A 15,498-nucleotide genomic window follows, 5' to 3' on the forward strand; every position below is an offset into this window, starting at 1 on the left:
ACTCAGGACCTGTCGCGCAGATCGTGCCAGGCGACCAGCAGGAATCCGCCCACCAGTCCCAGGTGCTCGAAGAACGCGTTCGCCATCATGAAATGCGCGTCGCCGGAGACTTCCCAGAAGCGATTGGCCAGGAACGTGGCCATCAGCGTGAAGCCGGCCAGGCCCAGTGCGCCGAGCCAGCGGTAGAAGCCCGTCAGGATCATGACGGAGGCGCCCAGTTCCAGCGCGATGGTCGCTGCCGCCAGCGGCCCGGCAGGTGCCAGGCCGAAATGCTGCATCTCCGCAATGGCGGCCGGGAAGTCCAGCGCCTTGTTCAGACCGCCCTGCAGATAGGCGGCGCACAGTCCCAGCATGGCCACCCAGCGCACGGCCGGCGTGGCGAACCGGGATACCCCGGTCCCGGCAGCGGGCGAGGTGACACGGCCTTGTTCGATCATTGCAGACCCTCCCTGTTCGCGCAGTGCTTGCCCCCGGCCCGCGACGGCGCCGCCCGGCGAAGCGATGCCATATTAATTCATCATGCGTTGGTGAAAGGGTGTCATTCACGAGTTTATTTTCTCGACGCCGGCCCACTATGGTTGCGTTGATTCATCACCGCCTCTCCATTCGATCTTCCATCCAGTTCTTCGAATAGTCTGTTCGAAATAATTCGTTATGCCGGCCACCGATGCGTCGATATACTTTCGCCACGCGACGCGGACGGTCCGGCGAGTACACCGTTCCATGCGTCGTGCGGATATCGTTGCCAGCACGCAGACTCGCACAGTCAGCCGAAACGCATCGCCCCGCCATGCCGCCGTGTGCCCGCGTGCCAGACCGGTGACATGGCAGCCTTTCCATCCCAGGAGAAAACCGTGAGCAATCCGAAGCTTGAAGTTCTGACCCCGCAGAACTGCCAGTTGATCTTCATTGACCAGCAGCCACAGATGGCATTCGGCGTGCAGTCGATCGACCGGCAAACCCTGAAGAACAATGTGGTCGGGCTGGCCAAGGCCGCCAAGATCTTCAATATCCCGACCACGATCACCACCGTCGAGAGCGAAAGCTTCTCCGGCTTCACGTACCCGGAACTGCTGGACGTGTTCCCCGACCACAAGCTGCTGGAACGCACCTCGATGAACTCGTGGGACGACCAGAAGGTGCGTGATGCGCTCGCGGCGGCGAATCGCAAGAAGGTGGTGGTCTCAGGTCTGTGGACCGAGGTGTGCAACAGCACCTTCGCGCTCAGCGCGATGCACGATGCCGACTATGAGATCTACATGGTCGCCGATGCGTCGGGCGGCACCTCGAAGGAAGCGCACGACTATGCGATGCAGCGCATGATCCAGGCCGGGGTCGTGCCCGTTACCTGGCAACAGGTCCTGCTCGAGTGGCAGCGCGACTGGGCACACCGCGACACCTATGAGGCCGTGATGGCGCTGGTCAAGGAACACTCGGGTGCCTATGGCATGGGTGTGGACTACGCGTACACCATGGTCCACAAGGCGCCGCAACGCACGGCGAAGACGCACGAGGCCATTCCCGCCGTTCCTGCGCGCTGACACCATCGCCAACTGAGCGCGGGCGCCGCGGCGATGGCCGTGGCGCCCGGCCCGCCGCCAGTTCTTTGCCGCAGCCGCAGCGCCCGGCGCAGCAACTGCCCACAGGAGTTTCTCCATGAATGCCTCGACCGCGCCTGACCTGATTCTCGTCAACGGCAAGTTCACCACGCTTGACCGGGCCAATCCGCAAGCCGAAGCCGTCGCCATCCGCGATGGCCGCTTTGCCGCCGTCGGCACGAAGCAGGAGATCATGCAGACCGCCGCCGACGACACGCGCGTGATCGACCTCGGCGGTCGCCGCGTGATTCCCGGGCTGATCGACAGCCACATGCACATCATCCGCGGCGGCCTGAACTACAACATGGAGTTGCGCTGGGACGGCGTGCGGTCGCTGGCCGACGCCATGCACATGCTGCGCGACCAGGTGGCGCGCACGCCGGCGCCGCAGTGGGTGCGCGTGGTCGGTGGCTTCACCGAGCACCAGTTCGCCGAGAAGCGCCTGCCGACCATCGACGAACTGAACGCGGCGGCGCCGGACACGCCCGTATTCATCCTGCACTTGTATGACCGCGCCATCCTGAACGGCGCCGCACTGCGTGCGGTCGGCTACACGAAAGACACGCCAAACCCGCCGGGTGGCGAGATCATCCGCGACGCGCGTGGCAATCCCACCGGTCTGCTGCTGGCGAAACCCAATGCCACCATCCTCTATGCGACGCTGGCCAAGGGGCCAAAGCTGCCGCCCGAGTACCAGAAGAACTCCACGCGCCATTTCATGCGCGAAGTGAACCGTCTGGGCGTGACGGGCGTCATCGATGCGGGAGGTGGCTACCAGAACTACCCCGAGGACTACAGCATCATCGAAGAACTCCATCGGGAAGGCCAGCTCACCGTGCGGCTTGCATACAACCTGTTCACGCAGAAGCCAAAAGACGAGCTGAGCGATTTCCGCACCTGGGCCGGCAAGGTCAAGCCCGGACAGGGCGACGACCTGTACCGGCACAACGGCGCCGGCGAGATGCTGGTCTATACCGCCGCCGACTTCGAGGACTTCCGCGTCGAGCGGCCCGAGATGCCGCCGTCGATGGAAGGCGACCTGGAGCCCGTGATCCGCCTGCTGGTGGAGAACCGCTGGCCGTGGCGCCTGCATGCCACCTATGACGAGACCATCTCGCGCGCGCTGGACGTCTACGAGAAGGTGGCGCGCGACATGCCGTTCGATGGCCTGCACTGGTTCTTCGACCATGCCGAGACCATCACCGACCGCAATATCGACCGCATCGCGGCGCTGGGCGGCGGCATTGCCGTGCAGCACCGCATGGCCTACCAGGGCGAGTACTTCGTCGAACGCTATGGCGCGAAGCCGGCCGAGCACACGCCGCCGGTGAAGAAGATGCTGGAACGCGGCGTCAAGGTCGGCGCAGGCACCGATGCCACGCGCGTGGCCTCCTACAACCCGTGGGTATCGCTGTACTGGCTCACCACCGGCAAGACCGTGGGCGGCTTGTCGATGTATCCGCAGGCCAATGTGCTCGACCGCGAAACCGCGCTGCGGCTCTGGACCGAAGCCAACACGTGGTTCTCGAACGAAGAAGGCAAGAAGGGTCAGCTTGCCGTGGGCCAGCTGGCGGACCTTGCGGTGCTTTCGCAGGATTACTTTGCCGTGCCCGGCGACGATATCCAGGACATCACTTCCGTGCTGACCGTGCTCGGCGGCAAAGTGGTCCACGGCGACGGCGACTTCGGCAAGCATGCGCCGGACCTGCCGCCGCCCATGCCGGACTGGTCGCCGGTACGGCATGTGGGCGGCTACCAGCCGCGCCCGACGGCGCAGGCCCGCGCGCTGGCGCTGGGCACCGCGTGCGGCTGCGACAGCGCCTGCGGCGTGCATGGCCACGGGCATGCCAGGGCATGGACGTCCGATATGCCGGTTTCGGACGAAGGCACATTCTGGGGCGCGCTCGGCTGTTCGTGCTGGGCATTCTGATCCGGCCCGGTCACCACCTGAAGCGGTCCTCACCAACAGGAGGCCAATGATGAAGGTCTATATCGTCTCTCTCGCCGCCGGCATCCTTGTCGGCGTCATCTATGCCCTGATCCAGGTACGCTCCCCGGCGCCGCCGGCCATCGCGCTGATAGGCTTGCTCGGCATGCTGATCGGCGAACAGGTCGTGCCGACGGTGAAACGGATGGTTGCCGGCGAACCGGTCACCGCCGCGTGGTTCCGCAGCGAATGCGTGCCGAAGATCACCGGCGCGCCGCCCAGGGCGGATGGCACTGCCGAAGCGCCGGTCACGCTCGCCTCGCGCGGCAAGGAAGACGGCCCGTGAGCGAGCGCCGCCACAGACCTGCCAAGCGGCATCGATGACAACCCGCGCCAAGCGGCGGTGCCGCTGCCTTGCCGCATTGGCTGCGGCGCAATGCGCCATGGCAGCAGCACCGGCGCTGGCAGACAATGCCGTGACCCTCTATGGCCGGCTCAACACAGCCGCCGAGTACGTGACCGTCACCACGGCCACCGACGGCACCAGGCCTGGCAACCTCTCGCGCCTGACGAACAACCGTTCGGTATTCGGCCTGCGCGGCGAAGAAGAACTCGGCTACGGGCTCAAGGCGATCTGGCAGGTCGAGAGCACGCTGTCGATCGACACCGGTGCCGGCCAGATCGCCGCGCGCGATACGCGGCTCGGCCTGCAGAGTCCCTACGGCACGGTGTTCATGGGCAACTGGGACACGCCCTATACCAGCTCGACCAAGGGCTACGATCCGTACTATCCGACCACGGCCGGCTATATGGCGCTGATGGGCAACGGCGCCGCGGCCACCACCGACAACGTCGAGAACACCAGCTCGTTCGACCGGCGCCAGAAGAACTCGCTGCACTACCAGACCCCGAAATGGAATGGCCTGGGTGGTGCCTTCGCGTGGGGGTTGCCGGAAGAAAGGAACACCGTGCCGCGCAACCCCGCGCTGTACTCGTTCGCGGCGGGCTATGACCGCGGCCCGCTCAACCTGACCCTGGCCTACGAGATCCACCACGCCTACCAGACCGCCGGCCGCAACGACGATGCGATCAAGGCCGGCGTGTCCTACCAGTTTCCCTCCACGCGCATCAGTGCCGCCTACGAGCGCCTGCACTACCGCACCGCCACCGGCGACCTGACGCGCAACGGCTACTATGTCGCATTGGTGCAGCAGCTCGGCACCGGCAGCGTGCGCGCCGGCTTCACCTTCGCGTCCGACGGCGCGGGCAGCGCCACAGAGACGATCGGCTCTGTGCGCAGCGGCGCGCAGACCGGCGCGTTCCAGGTGACGGTCGGATATGACTATCCGTTGTCCAGGCGCACTGCCGTCTATGCTTACTACAGTCGCATCAACAACCGCAGCAACGCCGCCTATGACTTTGCCATCAACAGCGTTGGCGTCCACGCGGGCGCGGACCCGCAGACCTTCGCGCTCGGCATGCGCCACAATTTCTGACGGGCGCTCCGCGCCCTCGCGGAGACAGCCTTGAACCCCGCCCAGCCTGCTGACGCCGCCGCTCCCGTGGCAGGGCCGGCGACTGGCTACATCCTGTCCTTTATCGCGGGCTATGTGGACGTGGTCGGTTTCATCTCGCTGTTCGGCCTGTTCACGGCACATGTGACGGGCAACTTCATCATGATCGGCGTCGATATCACCGGTCATGCGCCGGGCCTGCTGGCCAAGTTGCTGGCACTGCCGGCCTTCGTGCTGGCCGTTGCGGCGACCCGGCTGGCGGAGGTGCGCATCGCCCGGACGGGACGCTCCCCGGTTGCGCCGTTGCTGCTGGTGGAAGCCGTGCTGCTGGCACTGTTCCTGGCCGCCAGCCTGCACGCGGCGCCGGTCACCGACCCGTCGGCACCGGCGGCGATCGTGGCCGGCATGCTGGCCGTCGTGGCCATGGGCATGCAGAACGCGCTGTCGCGGACTTCCCTGCTGGATCTGGGCCCGACCACGATCATGACGGGCAATACGACGCAGATCGTGGTCGATCTCGTGGACCTGCCGGGCGCATCCGGTCCGCAGCGGGACGCGATCCGGCGCAGGCTGCGCAAGATGGGGCCGGCCCTGGCCGCGTTCGCGCTGGGTGCCATCCTCGGTGCGCTCGGCTTTGCCAGGTTTTCGGTCTGGTGCATGCTGCTGCCCACCGCCTTGCTGGTCGCGATCTGCGTTCCGGCCTGGCGGCGCGGCCAGGTGTCCGCAACCGGCTGAACGGAGCCCACATAGCCGGGAGAAAACCAGGTGCCAGACGACCACCCTGCCATCCTCTTCGGCGCGTTCGACCGTCACAACTTCGGCGACCTGCTGCTGGCACATGTCGTCGCCGATGTCGCGGCAAAGGGCATGAGCGGGCGTGCGCTGCACTATGGCGGGCTGGCGGAGCGCGACATGTCGGCGTGCGGCGGCCACGCGGTGCAGGCGCTGGCGCAACTGGCCGCGCGCGTGGGCGACACGCCGGTCGACATCCTCCATGTCGGCGGCGAGATCCTGACCTGCAGCGCCTGGGAGGCCGCCGTGATGCTGCTCCCGCCCACCCAGGCGCTAGCCGTCATCGCGCGGCTCGATGCCGATCCGGCCGGACGCGCGGCCTGGGCACGCGAGCAGCTTGGACTGCACGATCTTGCGCCCTACCTGCTGCCCGATGGCCTGTTTGCCAACGTCGTGAAGGTGAGCTACCACGCGATCGGGGGGATCGATCTCGACCGGCTGGAGGCCCCCATGCGCGCCGAAGTCGTGGCCAAGCTCAAGGCCGCCAACTGCGTTGGCGTGCGAGACCGGCACACCCACGCGATGCTGGAATTCGCGGGCGTCGGCTGCCATCTCGAGCCGGACCCTGCCGTGATGGTGGCCGAGCTGTTTGCGCCACGCATCGGCCGGCATGCGCGGCGCGGCGAGCCGGCCGGCGTCATGGCCGCATTCCCGCACGGCTACCTGGCCGTGCAGTGCAGCGCAGACTTTGGCGACGACGCCACGCTGACGACGCTTGCCCGTCAACTCGAACAACTGGCCCGGGCGGCGAATCTTGGCATCGTGCTGTTCCGCGCGGGCGCGGCGCCCTGGCATGACGACCTGGACGTCTACCGGCGGCTGGCGACGCGCATGAACGGCGTGCACGTAGCCCTGTTCAGCTCGCTCGACCTGTGGGACATCTGCGCGCTGATCGCCCATAGCCGCGGCTTTGCCGGCAGCAGTTTGCATGGCGGCATCGTCGCCGGCGCCTGGGCGCTGCCGCGCATGGGACTGCTGCGTCCGGGGCAATCGCTCGCGGCAAGCAAGCAGGCCGCCTTCGATGCGACCTGGGGCACCGGCAGTACACCCTCGGCAGTGCCGGTCGACGCGCTTGCGTCCGGCATGGCGCAAGCCATGGCCGAGGCGCCGGCGCAGCGCAAGGCACTGGCCCGGGACCTGGTGCAGGCCTGCCGGGCGGGCTTCGCCGGGCAGTGAGTTCATGAAGCTGGCCGGAGAGGCTCTATACAAACCACACAGCCCTATCCGTGTCAGTTCCCTGGGCACTTTCCGCGCTGTGACCCTAGCAGCAGCGCGCGCGGGCACTGCAGAGAAAACCAGACATCACCAAGCTGTCGGAAACGCTAAGTCTGCCGGCCAAAGCCAAAGCGCCGAACACCGTTTCCGCCCCCAGAGCAGACAACAGGAATGGTGATGCCCGCTTGAACGCCTGCCCGTTCATGACGCACGCCTGGCTCCTGTTCATCTGTTATGCATTGTTCCAACGCGACGTAGTGTGGAAGAAGTCGGCGATTTCTTGATGCTGGTTGTTGGCACACGCAATGCGGTAGACCATCTGCTCAAGTGCCAGGTGCAGTACGCCCAAACCAAAGGGCGAAATACCGTCGGCTTGCTGGGATCGAGGGTGACACGCCCGTTGATGACGTTGGCTCCGGAGGAAATCCACGGATGCCTACATTCAAAAATTGATATGCATCATCACATTTGTCGATGTGCGAACCGATGGACTGATCTACCACGACGAACAGAATATACTTTTCCATTCCGAACCCTTATTACCATCCAAATACCAAATATTATTCACGTTAATTTTATGCGGAGAAGAATGGAGGCCGTCTGGCAGGGTGAAGCTGCAAATACTATCGGAGAATTTTCGTAAAAATCCGATGGCATAACGCAGTTTACGGAATTTACCATACAACCTTCGTGATACTTCCACCGTGAACCACGGCTATGCCCTCGATTATCTCTGATTCAAGGCTTCCTAATGTTAAGGGCTCCATCTTTGCTGACTTGGCACGAGCGGCGAAAAAGCATGGCGCAGTGAATCTGTCTCAAGGGTTTCCCGACTTCGCTCCTGCCCAACGCTTGCTGGATGCCCTTTGCGACAACACATGGCGTTGAGCGACTCTATCAGGAGAGGTCTGTATCGGCGCTACTACATCCAAGGAAATTACTCTCGACGATCAAAATACCGTTCCGTCACGGGCATATGCTCTTTGGCGGCACTATTCCGGTTATTGGCGCTGTGAGCGCCGCGCAGTTCTTTCGGGCCGAACTCCACGACCCGGTGCTTGGCAGGACGCTCACATGTGCATACGAAGTCAAGGTCATTTGATAGGAGAATATCTTGCTGAAGCCACATCTTGAGTTTGTTTCCCTGGACCTGCATGAAGGATGGAGTGCCCCCATGGGCTATCCCGAGGGGATCGAGGAGAAGCTTCTGTGTGGGAAGCTCTCATCAGAGACTCGTACGGGAAGCAGAACACGGCTACTTCGTTTTGCTCCGGGGATCTATACGACCACGCCATTTGTGCACGAGTATTGGGAAGAGGTCTACCTCCTTCAGGGCGACCTGATCGTAGGGAACGATGCCAACGGAAATGGCGGAACACCTTTTGGCCCGAATACCTATGCTTGCCGGCCGCCCGGTGCATTTCACGGGCCGTTCAAATCCGAAAAGGGCTGCATGCTGCTGGAAATCCATTACTACGCGAGGGATTACGTTGTGGCGATGGCGTCGGAGCGGGGCCAGGAATGACGACGTCTACCATCTATGCAAGAGAGCAGCGACGGCTCCGACTGGCGCAATGGACAACTTTCTGGCTCGCCATAGTGGCCTATATGGTGTCGTTCTTCCACCGTGTGGCACCTGCGGCGCTGTCGATGGAACTGCAAACCGCATTTTCTGCATCCAGCATCGAACTCGGATCCATTGCTGCGGTGTATTTCTTTGTAGTGATGGCCATGCAAATTCCAACTGGAATCATCGCCGACACGATGGGCCCGAGATTGCTACTCGCTGTCGGGTGCTTTATGGCCGCATTGGGTGCCGCTATCTTTGCCAGTGCTCATACACTTGACATGGCATATATCGGACGTGGCCTGATCGGATTTGGTGCAGCCATTCCATTCGTGGCTCTGCTTCGTCTGAATGCGTCGTGGTTCTCATCGCGGCAGTTCGCGACCCTGAGTGGCTTGACACTGCTATTCGGCAACCTGGGCTCGATTTTATCGACGACGCCGCTGCAGATGTTGGCGCAGGTAGTAAGTTGGCGCGCGATTATTGGTGGCATTGGCGCTCTCACGCTGTTAGCCGGCGTGCTTATCGCAATCTTTGTGCGAAATACGCCATCCGATCTTGGACTGTCCCATCCAGACGGTCCATCTCATGCACCAGCACCTCCTGCTGGCACGGCATGGGCGCGACAGCTGACAGCTGTCTTGACGAACCCAAGGACATGGCCGTGCTTCATGGTGGGCTTCGGGATTTGCGGCACCTTCTTCACCTTCACGAGTCTCTGGGCTGTACCGTTTCTCGTAGAAGCGATCGGACTGACAAAAGCCGAGGCATCTACGCATGTGCTTGTCATGATTCTGTGTCATGCACTCACGGCGCTCGTTCTTGGCAGGGCTTCGGACCGTCTGGGCAACCGCAAAGGACTCCTGTTGGTGCTTGCCTTCGTCTACCTTGTCTCGTGGTTGCCAATGCTGGGGACGATGAAGGCGTTCACGGGTGAAACTTACGTAGTCTTTGCGTTGCAGGGCATCGCATCGACCGGTTACACGCTGATCTGGGCGATTGCGAAAGAGGTAAACGCCCCAAATTCTGCCGGCATGGCGATTGGCGTCACCAACACCAGCATGTTCATGGCCGCAGGTATCCTTCAGCCGGCAATTGGTGCATTGATTGACCATTTAGGGATGCCAGGCATGACCTATTCCATCGGATTGCTCGCTGCGATCTCGGCAGTTGGCCTGCTCGCGGGGCTGTGTCTTGTGGAAACTCACGGAAAGAACGTCTACGTTGCGAGGGCAGCATAATGCTTTACACGTTCTACAACGTCGATTCACCCGGCTCGGATTTGCGAGATACCCACAGGCCGGCGCATCGCCAGTATCTAGCAAGGTTCGCAGATCGGTTTGCATTTGCAGGACCGTTGCTTGCGGATGATGGAGTTACACCGATAGGCAGCCTGCTGGTGCTCGACTTCGACTCACTGGAGGAGGCGAAAGCCTTTATCAATGCGGAGCCATACACGACTGCCGGACTCTATGCCAGCGTGAGCGTTCGGCCGTTCCAGAATCTGTGGACACAGCGCAGGGGCTTTCCGTTACCGAGTTAGCGTCGGGATGCTGTCAACTTGACGAAGTCGAGGTGCCGGGTGCTGCCCCGCCGTCGCCGGGCCACTGGCGGCTGACCACTACGCCGGGTTCGAACGGCAACGCCTCGATGTCGCGCAAGCTGAACTGGCGGCGGTAGTACCAGCGCACTGCGTGGCTGACGGTCACGCCGGGGAACCAGGGTCCGCGGTACGCCCACCAGCCATCACACGCGCTCGACGCGCACGAAGAACTCGACCCCTTCCTCGGTGTTGTCCAGCGCCTGGCCAAACGTGATCCAGCCGTGACCGCGCAGCATGACGTCGTCGCGGCGCAGGATGAAGCTGTCTTCGCCGTCGAGGGTGACATGCGTGCCGTTCGAACTGCGGTCTACCAGCACATAGCGGCCGCCGCGCGTCTCCACGGTGGCCTGGAAGCGCGAGGCGCGGCGGTCCGACACCACGATCGTCATGCCGCTGTCGCGACCGATGGTGACCGGCGCCGAGGCAAGATTCATCTCCACCACCGCCGAGCGGTAGCGCAGCGTGAGAAACACCGAGCAGGCGGTCCGGGGGCTTTCGGTATCGATCAGCGTCAGGTCGGTGGCCTGCTGCCAGATCGCCTCGAACAATTCGACGGGTTGCTCGCGGCCGCGCACTTGTGTCGGGTACAGGTAGCGCGTGGCCTGGCGCAGCCAGTCAGGAAGCTGCTCCACGGATTCCGCGCTGGTGATGATCTGTCCGCGCGACGCCAGCTTGCACAGCCGCGCGGCAAGGTTGACGGTGTCGCCGAACACGTCGCCCGATGCATCGGACAGCACCGGGCCATGGTGAAAGCCGATATGGATCGACATCGGCACGCCGGACACCGGCGGCAGCTGCGACACCGCGAACTGCATGTCGAGCGCGGCTTGCAGCGCGCGCGCGGCCGCGGGGAACAGCACCATGATCTCGTCGCCGATGGTCTTGACGATGCGCCCGCCAGCCGCTTCGGAGCAGGACCGCATGACGCCCAGACACCGCGCGACCGCGGCCATGGCCGCCGCATTGCCGGCCACCTCGTACAGCCTGGTGCTGCCGCTGAGGTCAGCGAACATCACCGACCCGTCCGGCGCCTCGTTAAGCGGTTCTCGGTCCATTTGCGCCCGGACCCGCCGCCCGTCCGGCGGGCCAGGTCCCCATGCAGTCACGCGATCGCGCCATGCTGGAATTCTGGCACCGCGGCTGGCTATGCTCAACCTGAATGGCTAGCCGCCACGGCCCCCATGATCGACCGGAATTCAGCTCAAGCCATCGAGCACGAGATGCTGCCCATGCACGGACGCCGCCGCATCGGACGCCAGCATCGACACCATGCGCGCGGCAGACCCGGTCGATACCCAGCGCGCCGGATCCGCATCCGGCATGTCGCGCCGGTTGGCCGGCGTATCGAGCACGCTCGGGGCAATGCTGTTGACGTTGATGCCGGCCCCGCGCACTTCGCGCGACAGGGTTTCGACCAGCCGCTGCAGCGCACTCTTGGACGCAATGTACGCGCCCATGGCGGCGGCGCCTGCCGACGCACTGCGCGCCGTCACGGCAATGACCTTGCCGCTGCCCCGCGCCTGCATCGCGGGAATGAACGGACGCGTCACGGCGATGAAGGACCACGCGTTCAGGTCCATCATCCGCGACCACGATTCGCGGCTGATGGCGTGCGTAGCCTCGCCCATCTCGAAGCCGCCGGCCACGTGGACCACGACATCGACCGCGCCGAAGGTGTCGAGGATCTCGGCGCCGACCGCGGCCATGGCGCTACTGGACGTGACATCGGCCTCGCGCAGCAGCATGCCGCCGTCCCCGTCCGGATGGGCAAAGACGCTTTGCAGGTGCTGCAGCTTATGGTCGATCAGGGCCAGGCGGCAGCCCTCTGCGGCGAAACGGCTGGCCACTGCGCGGCCCAGGGCGCCGGCGGCGCCGGTGATGACGACATGACGAACGGCGGTTTCCATCTCCCGGCTCCCGTGGCAAAGGACTGACTCCACCATAGTCGGGCCGCGCCGAAAGGGAAATCCCGGATGTCGCGCGAACTGTACAGCACGGAATTGCTTCACCCGTCTATGGCGCCCGGCGCGCGCATGGCGCAAGATGCGGCTGCGTCACCTAACCCAGGATCTCCAATTGCCTCTGAACCGCTTGCGGCAAAGCGCCACCCTTCTCGCCGTCGTGGCGCTGACCGGCTCGATGGCCTCGCTCTGCATCGGGACCTCGTTCGCCAAGTCGCTGTTCTCCGCGCTCGGCGCGCAAGGCACCACCGCGCTGCGCGTGGGCTTTTCGGCGTTGATCCTGCTAGCCGTGTGGCGCCCGTGGCGGATACCGCTGTCCGCCGCCAATGCGCGGGCCATTGCGCTGTATGGGGCCGCGCTGGGCGCGACCAACCTGCTGTTCTACATGTCGCTGCGCACCATTCCGCTCGGCCTGGCGATTGCCGTCGAATTCACCGGCCCGCTCACCGTGGCGGTGCTGTCGTCGCGCCGCGCCATCGATTTCCTGTGGATTGCGTTCGCCGTCACCGGGCTGCTGTTGCTGCTGCCGCTGGGCGAGGCTTCGACCCATCTGGATCCGGTCGGCATTGGCTTCGCGCTGGCGGCGGGCGTCGGCTGGGCGCTCTATATCATCTTCGGCCAGCGCGCCGGCAACGCACACGGCGGCCAGGCGACCTCGCTCGGGCTGACCGTGGCGGCACTGGTGGTGCTCCCGTTCGGCGTGGCGCATGCCGGCACGGCGATGTTCAGTCCGCCGCTGCTGCTGGCCGGGCTGGCCGTGGGCGTGCTGTCGAGCGCGATTCCCTACTCGCTTGAAATGGTGGCGCTCAAGCGCCTGCCGCGACGCACCTTCGGCATCCTGCTCAGCATGGAGCCCGCGATGGGCGCGCTAGCTGGACTGGTGTTCCTGCACGAGCAGCTCAGCGCAATCCAGTGGCTGGCGATAGGCAGCATCATCGTGGCCTCGATCGGCTGCACGGCGACGGCCCGCGGAAAGCCGGCCGGTTAATCCGCGCTTCGTATCGGCCAGAACGTTCTGGCCGAACTTGCAGCCTCTTCATGGTTTTCCCTCTGCCCTGCGAGCTTGACTGAATCTGGTGCCGGCTCCAAATTGGACCGCGCGGTACAACACCGGCCTTCCATAAAAACAGGAGACAGAGCATGCGAACCATCAAGGTGGCACTGGCAGCAGTCGGACTCGTGACCGGACTCTGTTCGGTAGCCGCGGCCCAGACGTGGCCCGCCAAGCCCATCACCATGGTGTTGCCGTTCCCCGCCGGCGGTTCCGCCGATGTCGTCGGACGCGCCATGGCCGACGAAATGGGCAAGCGGCTCGGACAACCCGTGGTGGTGGAGAACCGTGCCGGCGCAAGCGGCATCGTCGGAGCCAGCTATGTCGCCAAGGCTCCCGCCGACGGCTACACCATGATGTTCACGACCACGCTGCCCATCATGACCAACCAGTTCGTGTACGCGAAGCTGCCCTACGATCCGCGCAAGGACTTCGCGCTGATCTCGCAGGTGGCCACGGGCCAGCTGGTGCTGGCCGTGCCCGCGAGGTCGGTGCAGGCAAAGAGCGTGAAGGAATTTGTCGAGTGGTCGCAACAGAACAAGGGCAAGGTCAACTACGGCTCGTGGGGCGTGGGCTCGGCCGCGCATTTGATGGGCGCGTTCATGAGCAACAGCCGCGGCATGGAGATGAGCCATATCGCCTACAAGGGCGAGGCGCCGATGCTGCAGGACCTGATCGGCGGACAGGTGCAGATGGCAATCGGCTCGTATATGTCGATCAAGCCTTATCTGGAGTCCGGCAAGCTGCGCGCGCTCGCGGTGACGGGCGACAAGCGCATCGACGGCATCCCGGACGTGCCGACGTTCCAGCAGGCGGGGCTGACGGAGCCCGAGTTCCGCCCGGTCGGGTGGCTGGTGCTGGTCGCACCGGCTGCGACGCCGGCCCCGGTGCTGGCCCGGCTCGAAAAGGAAGCCATCGCGGCCGCCAACACCACCGCGGTCAAGGCTCGCTTGCAGGTGGCCGGGCTGGAAGCCATGGGCACGACGTCGGCCCGTTTCCGCGATGACTACCAGACCGCCATGCCGGTACTCGAGCGCATCGTGAAAGTCTCGGGCGCGCGCGTGGAGTAGTTCGACGCCTGGTTCAGCGGGCAGTGGCCCAGTCGGCAGCTATCGATGTGGCAGGGTTGGCCGCGGTGGCACCGAGCGCAAGCGTGGCCTCGTGGAGGTGGCTGTCCTCGGGGTTGCGCCGGCAGCTGAACCCCAGGCCGCGCAGGATGCCCAGCATGCGCCGGTTCTCGCTGAGCACATCGCCGCGCATGCGACGCATGCCGGCTGCATGCGCCAGTTGCAACAGCCTGGCGATCAGCCGACGGCCAAGCCCCTGGCCTTGCCAGGCATCGGCCACGAGCACGGCGAATTCCGCCGTGCCGTGGCTGGTCACCACGAACTGGCCGTTGGCGATCACCGCTTCGGCCCCGCCGTCAGCGCTCGCAGCCGTTACCACAAGGGCTACGCCGTCCGCGCCAGACGAGACCAGTCCTTCCACAACTCCATCGGCCACGCGGCCGCCGGTCAGGAAGCGGAAATAGCGGCTTTCGCGCGACAGGCCCTCAACCATGCTGCGTACCGCTGCGCCGTCCTGCGCTCGCGCGGCGCGCAACGTCACCGGCTCACCGCGCCGCAGTGTCCAGTTTTCGTTGCCAAAAGGACGTGATGTCCGCGCCGCCCGTCCCAGCCATGATTCGTACATCGTCGCCACCTGACTTCATAATTAGTAGTCCGAGTATAGGCAAACCCCTGACTTTTGCAAACGAAGTCAGCGTGCTATGCTCGGTGCATCATGAAAGCCACGGCCACGGACCTTCGCGACTGTTCGATCGCTGCCACGCTCGCGCTGATCGGCGAGAAGTGGACGATCCTGATCCTGCGCGACATCTTCCAGGGTGTCAGCCGCTTTGATGATTTCCTGCACCGGCTGGAATGCTCACCCGCCGTGCTGTCCGCCCGCCTGAAGACGCTGACCGAGGCCGGCCTGCTGCGCCGGGTTGGCTACAAGGAGCCCGGCGAGCGCGAGCGCTTCGAGTACCGGCCGACCCGCGCCGCGGTGGAACTGCTGCCGGTACTGGTCGGGCTGATGCAATGGGGAGACCGCCATCTGGCGGCCGATGGCACGGGCCCGGTGGAAATCCGCTCGCGCCGCAACGGTCAGCGTGTCAGCGCGGCGCTGATCGACGAAGACGGCCGGGCGGTGTCGCCCTCCGACATGCACGTCATCCGGCTCGCGCCAGCGGGCACGCCACAAGATTGATTGCGCCTGGCACCGCAGCG

Annotated in this window: 17 protein-coding genes and 1 pseudogene; 13 read left to right on the forward strand and 5 right to left on the reverse strand. The window is 64.6% G+C overall.

What is annotated here, in order from left to right:
* Positions 1-2: 2 nt before the first annotated feature.
* On the reverse strand, positions 3-353 hold the full coding sequence (locus tag AC3FKH_RS08780) for a DoxX family protein (protein ID WP_488674882.1): 351 nt from the start codon (positions 351-353) through the stop codon (positions 3-5).
* A 501-nt stretch (positions 354-854) separates the two neighbouring features.
* Between AC3FKH_RS08780 and AC3FKH_RS08785 the strand changes: the two genes are divergently transcribed.
* The 10 genes from AC3FKH_RS08785 (at position 855) to AC3FKH_RS08830 (ending at position 10,156) form a co-directional block, all read left to right on the forward strand.
* A complete protein-coding gene (locus tag AC3FKH_RS08785; RefSeq protein WP_488674686.1) occupies positions 855-1,541 on the forward strand; it encodes a hydrolase in 687 nt (228 codons plus the stop codon).
* 115 nt (positions 1,542-1,656) lie between these two features.
* Positions 1,657-3,528 carry an amidohydrolase gene (locus AC3FKH_RS08790; RefSeq protein ID WP_488674688.1) on the forward strand — a complete coding sequence of 624 codons (1,872 nt, stop codon included), beginning with the start codon at positions 1,657-1,659 and terminating at the stop codon, positions 3,526-3,528.
* A 49-nt stretch (positions 3,529-3,577) separates the two neighbouring features.
* On the forward strand, positions 3,578-3,871 hold the full coding sequence (locus AC3FKH_RS08795) for a XapX domain-containing protein (protein ID WP_488674884.1): 294 nt from the start codon (positions 3,578-3,580) through the stop codon (positions 3,869-3,871).
* Between the two features lie 34 nt (positions 3,872-3,905).
* Positions 3,906-5,021 (forward strand): porin, encoded by a 1,116-nt coding sequence (locus tag AC3FKH_RS08800; protein ID WP_488674690.1) that lies wholly within the window; start codon positions 3,906-3,908, stop codon positions 5,019-5,021.
* A 30-nt stretch (positions 5,022-5,051) separates the two neighbouring features.
* Entirely contained in the window at positions 5,052-5,774 is a 723-nt protein-coding gene (locus AC3FKH_RS08805) for a YoaK family protein (protein WP_488674692.1), read from the forward strand.
* Between the two features lie 30 nt (positions 5,775-5,804).
* Entirely contained in the window at positions 5,805-7,007 is a 1,203-nt protein-coding gene (locus tag AC3FKH_RS08810) for a polysaccharide pyruvyl transferase family protein (RefSeq protein ID WP_488674694.1), read from the forward strand.
* Positions 7,008-7,905: 898 nt separating this feature from the next.
* Positions 7,906-8,148, forward strand: coding sequence for a DUF2848 family protein (locus AC3FKH_RS08815; RefSeq protein ID WP_488674696.1), 243 nt, complete (start codon positions 7,906-7,908; stop codon positions 8,146-8,148).
* A 72-nt stretch (positions 8,149-8,220) separates the two neighbouring features.
* The gene (locus AC3FKH_RS08820) at positions 8,221-8,571 is read left to right on the forward strand and encodes a cupin domain-containing protein (RefSeq protein WP_488674885.1); all 351 of its coding nucleotides are present in this window, start codon (positions 8,221-8,223) and stop codon (positions 8,569-8,571) included.
* Positions 8,568-9,854, forward strand: coding sequence for an MFS transporter (locus AC3FKH_RS08825; RefSeq protein WP_488674698.1), 1,287 nt, complete (start codon positions 8,568-8,570; stop codon positions 9,852-9,854). The genes AC3FKH_RS08820 and AC3FKH_RS08825 overlap by 4 nt, the downstream gene beginning before the upstream one ends.
* On the forward strand, positions 9,854-10,156 hold the full coding sequence (locus tag AC3FKH_RS08830) for a YciI family protein (RefSeq protein ID WP_488674700.1): 303 nt from the start codon (positions 9,854-9,856) through the stop codon (positions 10,154-10,156). The genes AC3FKH_RS08825 and AC3FKH_RS08830 overlap by 1 nt, the downstream gene beginning before the upstream one ends.
* 43 nt (positions 10,157-10,199) lie before the next feature.
* On the opposite strand, the pseudogene AC3FKH_RS08835 reads toward AC3FKH_RS08830, so the two are convergent.
* The 3 genes and pseudogenes from AC3FKH_RS08835 to AC3FKH_RS08845 form a co-directional block, all read right to left on the reverse strand.
* Positions 10,200-10,322: pseudogene (locus AC3FKH_RS08835) on the reverse strand (IS6 family transposase); the annotation flags it as partial.
* A 37-nt stretch (positions 10,323-10,359) separates the two neighbouring features.
* Entirely contained in the window at positions 10,360-11,271 is a 912-nt protein-coding gene (locus tag AC3FKH_RS08840) for an adenylate/guanylate cyclase domain-containing protein (RefSeq protein WP_488674702.1), read from the reverse strand.
* A 141-nt stretch (positions 11,272-11,412) separates the two neighbouring features.
* The gene (locus tag AC3FKH_RS08845) at positions 11,413-12,123 is read right to left on the reverse strand and encodes an SDR family NAD(P)-dependent oxidoreductase (RefSeq protein ID WP_488674704.1); all 711 of its coding nucleotides are present in this window, start codon (positions 12,121-12,123) and stop codon (positions 11,413-11,415) included.
* Positions 12,124-12,292: 169 nt separating this feature from the next.
* Here AC3FKH_RS08845 and AC3FKH_RS08850 point away from each other — a divergent pair, with 169 nt between their 5' ends.
* Complete coding sequence (locus tag AC3FKH_RS08850) at positions 12,293-13,165, forward strand: EamA family transporter (RefSeq protein WP_488674706.1); 873 nt, start codon at positions 12,293-12,295, stop codon at positions 13,163-13,165.
* Positions 13,166-13,317: 152 nt separating this feature from the next.
* A complete protein-coding gene (locus AC3FKH_RS08855) occupies positions 13,318-14,298 on the forward strand; it encodes a Bug family tripartite tricarboxylate transporter substrate binding protein (RefSeq protein ID WP_488674708.1) in 981 nt (326 codons plus the stop codon).
* A gap of 13 nt (positions 14,299-14,311) precedes the next feature.
* Here AC3FKH_RS08855 and AC3FKH_RS08860 read toward each other — a convergent pair whose 3' ends face one another.
* Positions 14,312-14,920 (reverse strand): GNAT family N-acetyltransferase, encoded by a 609-nt coding sequence (locus tag AC3FKH_RS08860; RefSeq protein ID WP_488674710.1) that lies wholly within the window; start codon positions 14,918-14,920, stop codon positions 14,312-14,314.
* Positions 14,921-15,010: 90 nt separating this feature from the next.
* On the opposite strand from AC3FKH_RS08860, the gene AC3FKH_RS08865 reads away from it, so the two are divergent.
* A complete protein-coding gene (locus tag AC3FKH_RS08865) occupies positions 15,011-15,478 on the forward strand; it encodes a winged helix-turn-helix transcriptional regulator (RefSeq protein WP_488674711.1) in 468 nt (155 codons plus the stop codon).
* Positions 15,479-15,498 lie beyond the last annotated feature (20 nt).

Source organism: Cupriavidus sp. 21MJTG02-4, assembly GCF_057798975.1.

Bases quoted from the DNA above. Each gene is read 5' to 3' on its own strand.
- AC3FKH_RS08780 (WP_488674882.1), bottom strand. From the start codon at position 353: ATGCTGGGACTGTGCGCCGCCTATCTGCAGGGCGGTCTGAACAAGGCG.
- AC3FKH_RS08790 (WP_488674688.1), top strand. From the start codon at position 1,657: ATGAATGCCTCGACCGCGCCTGACCTGATTCTCGTCAACGGCAAGTTC.
- AC3FKH_RS08795 (WP_488674884.1), top strand. From the start codon at position 3,578: ATGAAGGTCTATATCGTCTCTCTCGCCGCCGGCATCCTTGTCGGCGTC.
- AC3FKH_RS08800 (WP_488674690.1), top strand. From the start codon at position 3,906: ATGACAACCCGCGCCAAGCGGCGGTGCCGCTGCCTTGCCGCATTGGCT.
- AC3FKH_RS08815 (WP_488674696.1), top strand. From the start codon at position 7,906: ATGCCCTTTGCGACAACACATGGCGTTGAGCGACTCTATCAGGAGAGG.
- AC3FKH_RS08820 (WP_488674885.1), top strand. From the start codon at position 8,221: ATGGGCTATCCCGAGGGGATCGAGGAGAAGCTTCTGTGTGGGAAGCTC.
- AC3FKH_RS08825 (WP_488674698.1), top strand. From the start codon at position 8,568: ATGACGACGTCTACCATCTATGCAAGAGAGCAGCGACGGCTCCGACTG.
- AC3FKH_RS08830 (WP_488674700.1), top strand. From the start codon at position 9,854: ATGCTTTACACGTTCTACAACGTCGATTCACCCGGCTCGGATTTGCGA.
- AC3FKH_RS08840 (WP_488674702.1), bottom strand. From the start codon at position 11,271: ATGGACCGAGAACCGCTTAACGAGGCGCCGGACGGGTCGGTGATGTTC.
- AC3FKH_RS08845 (WP_488674704.1), bottom strand. From the start codon at position 12,123: ATGGAAACCGCCGTTCGTCATGTCGTCATCACCGGCGCCGCCGGCGCC.
- AC3FKH_RS08855 (WP_488674708.1), top strand. From the start codon at position 13,318: ATGCGAACCATCAAGGTGGCACTGGCAGCAGTCGGACTCGTGACCGGA.
- AC3FKH_RS08860 (WP_488674710.1), bottom strand. From the start codon at position 14,920: ATGTACGAATCATGGCTGGGACGGGCGGCGCGGACATCACGTCCTTTT.
- AC3FKH_RS08865 (WP_488674711.1), top strand. From the start codon at position 15,011: ATGAAAGCCACGGCCACGGACCTTCGCGACTGTTCGATCGCTGCCACG.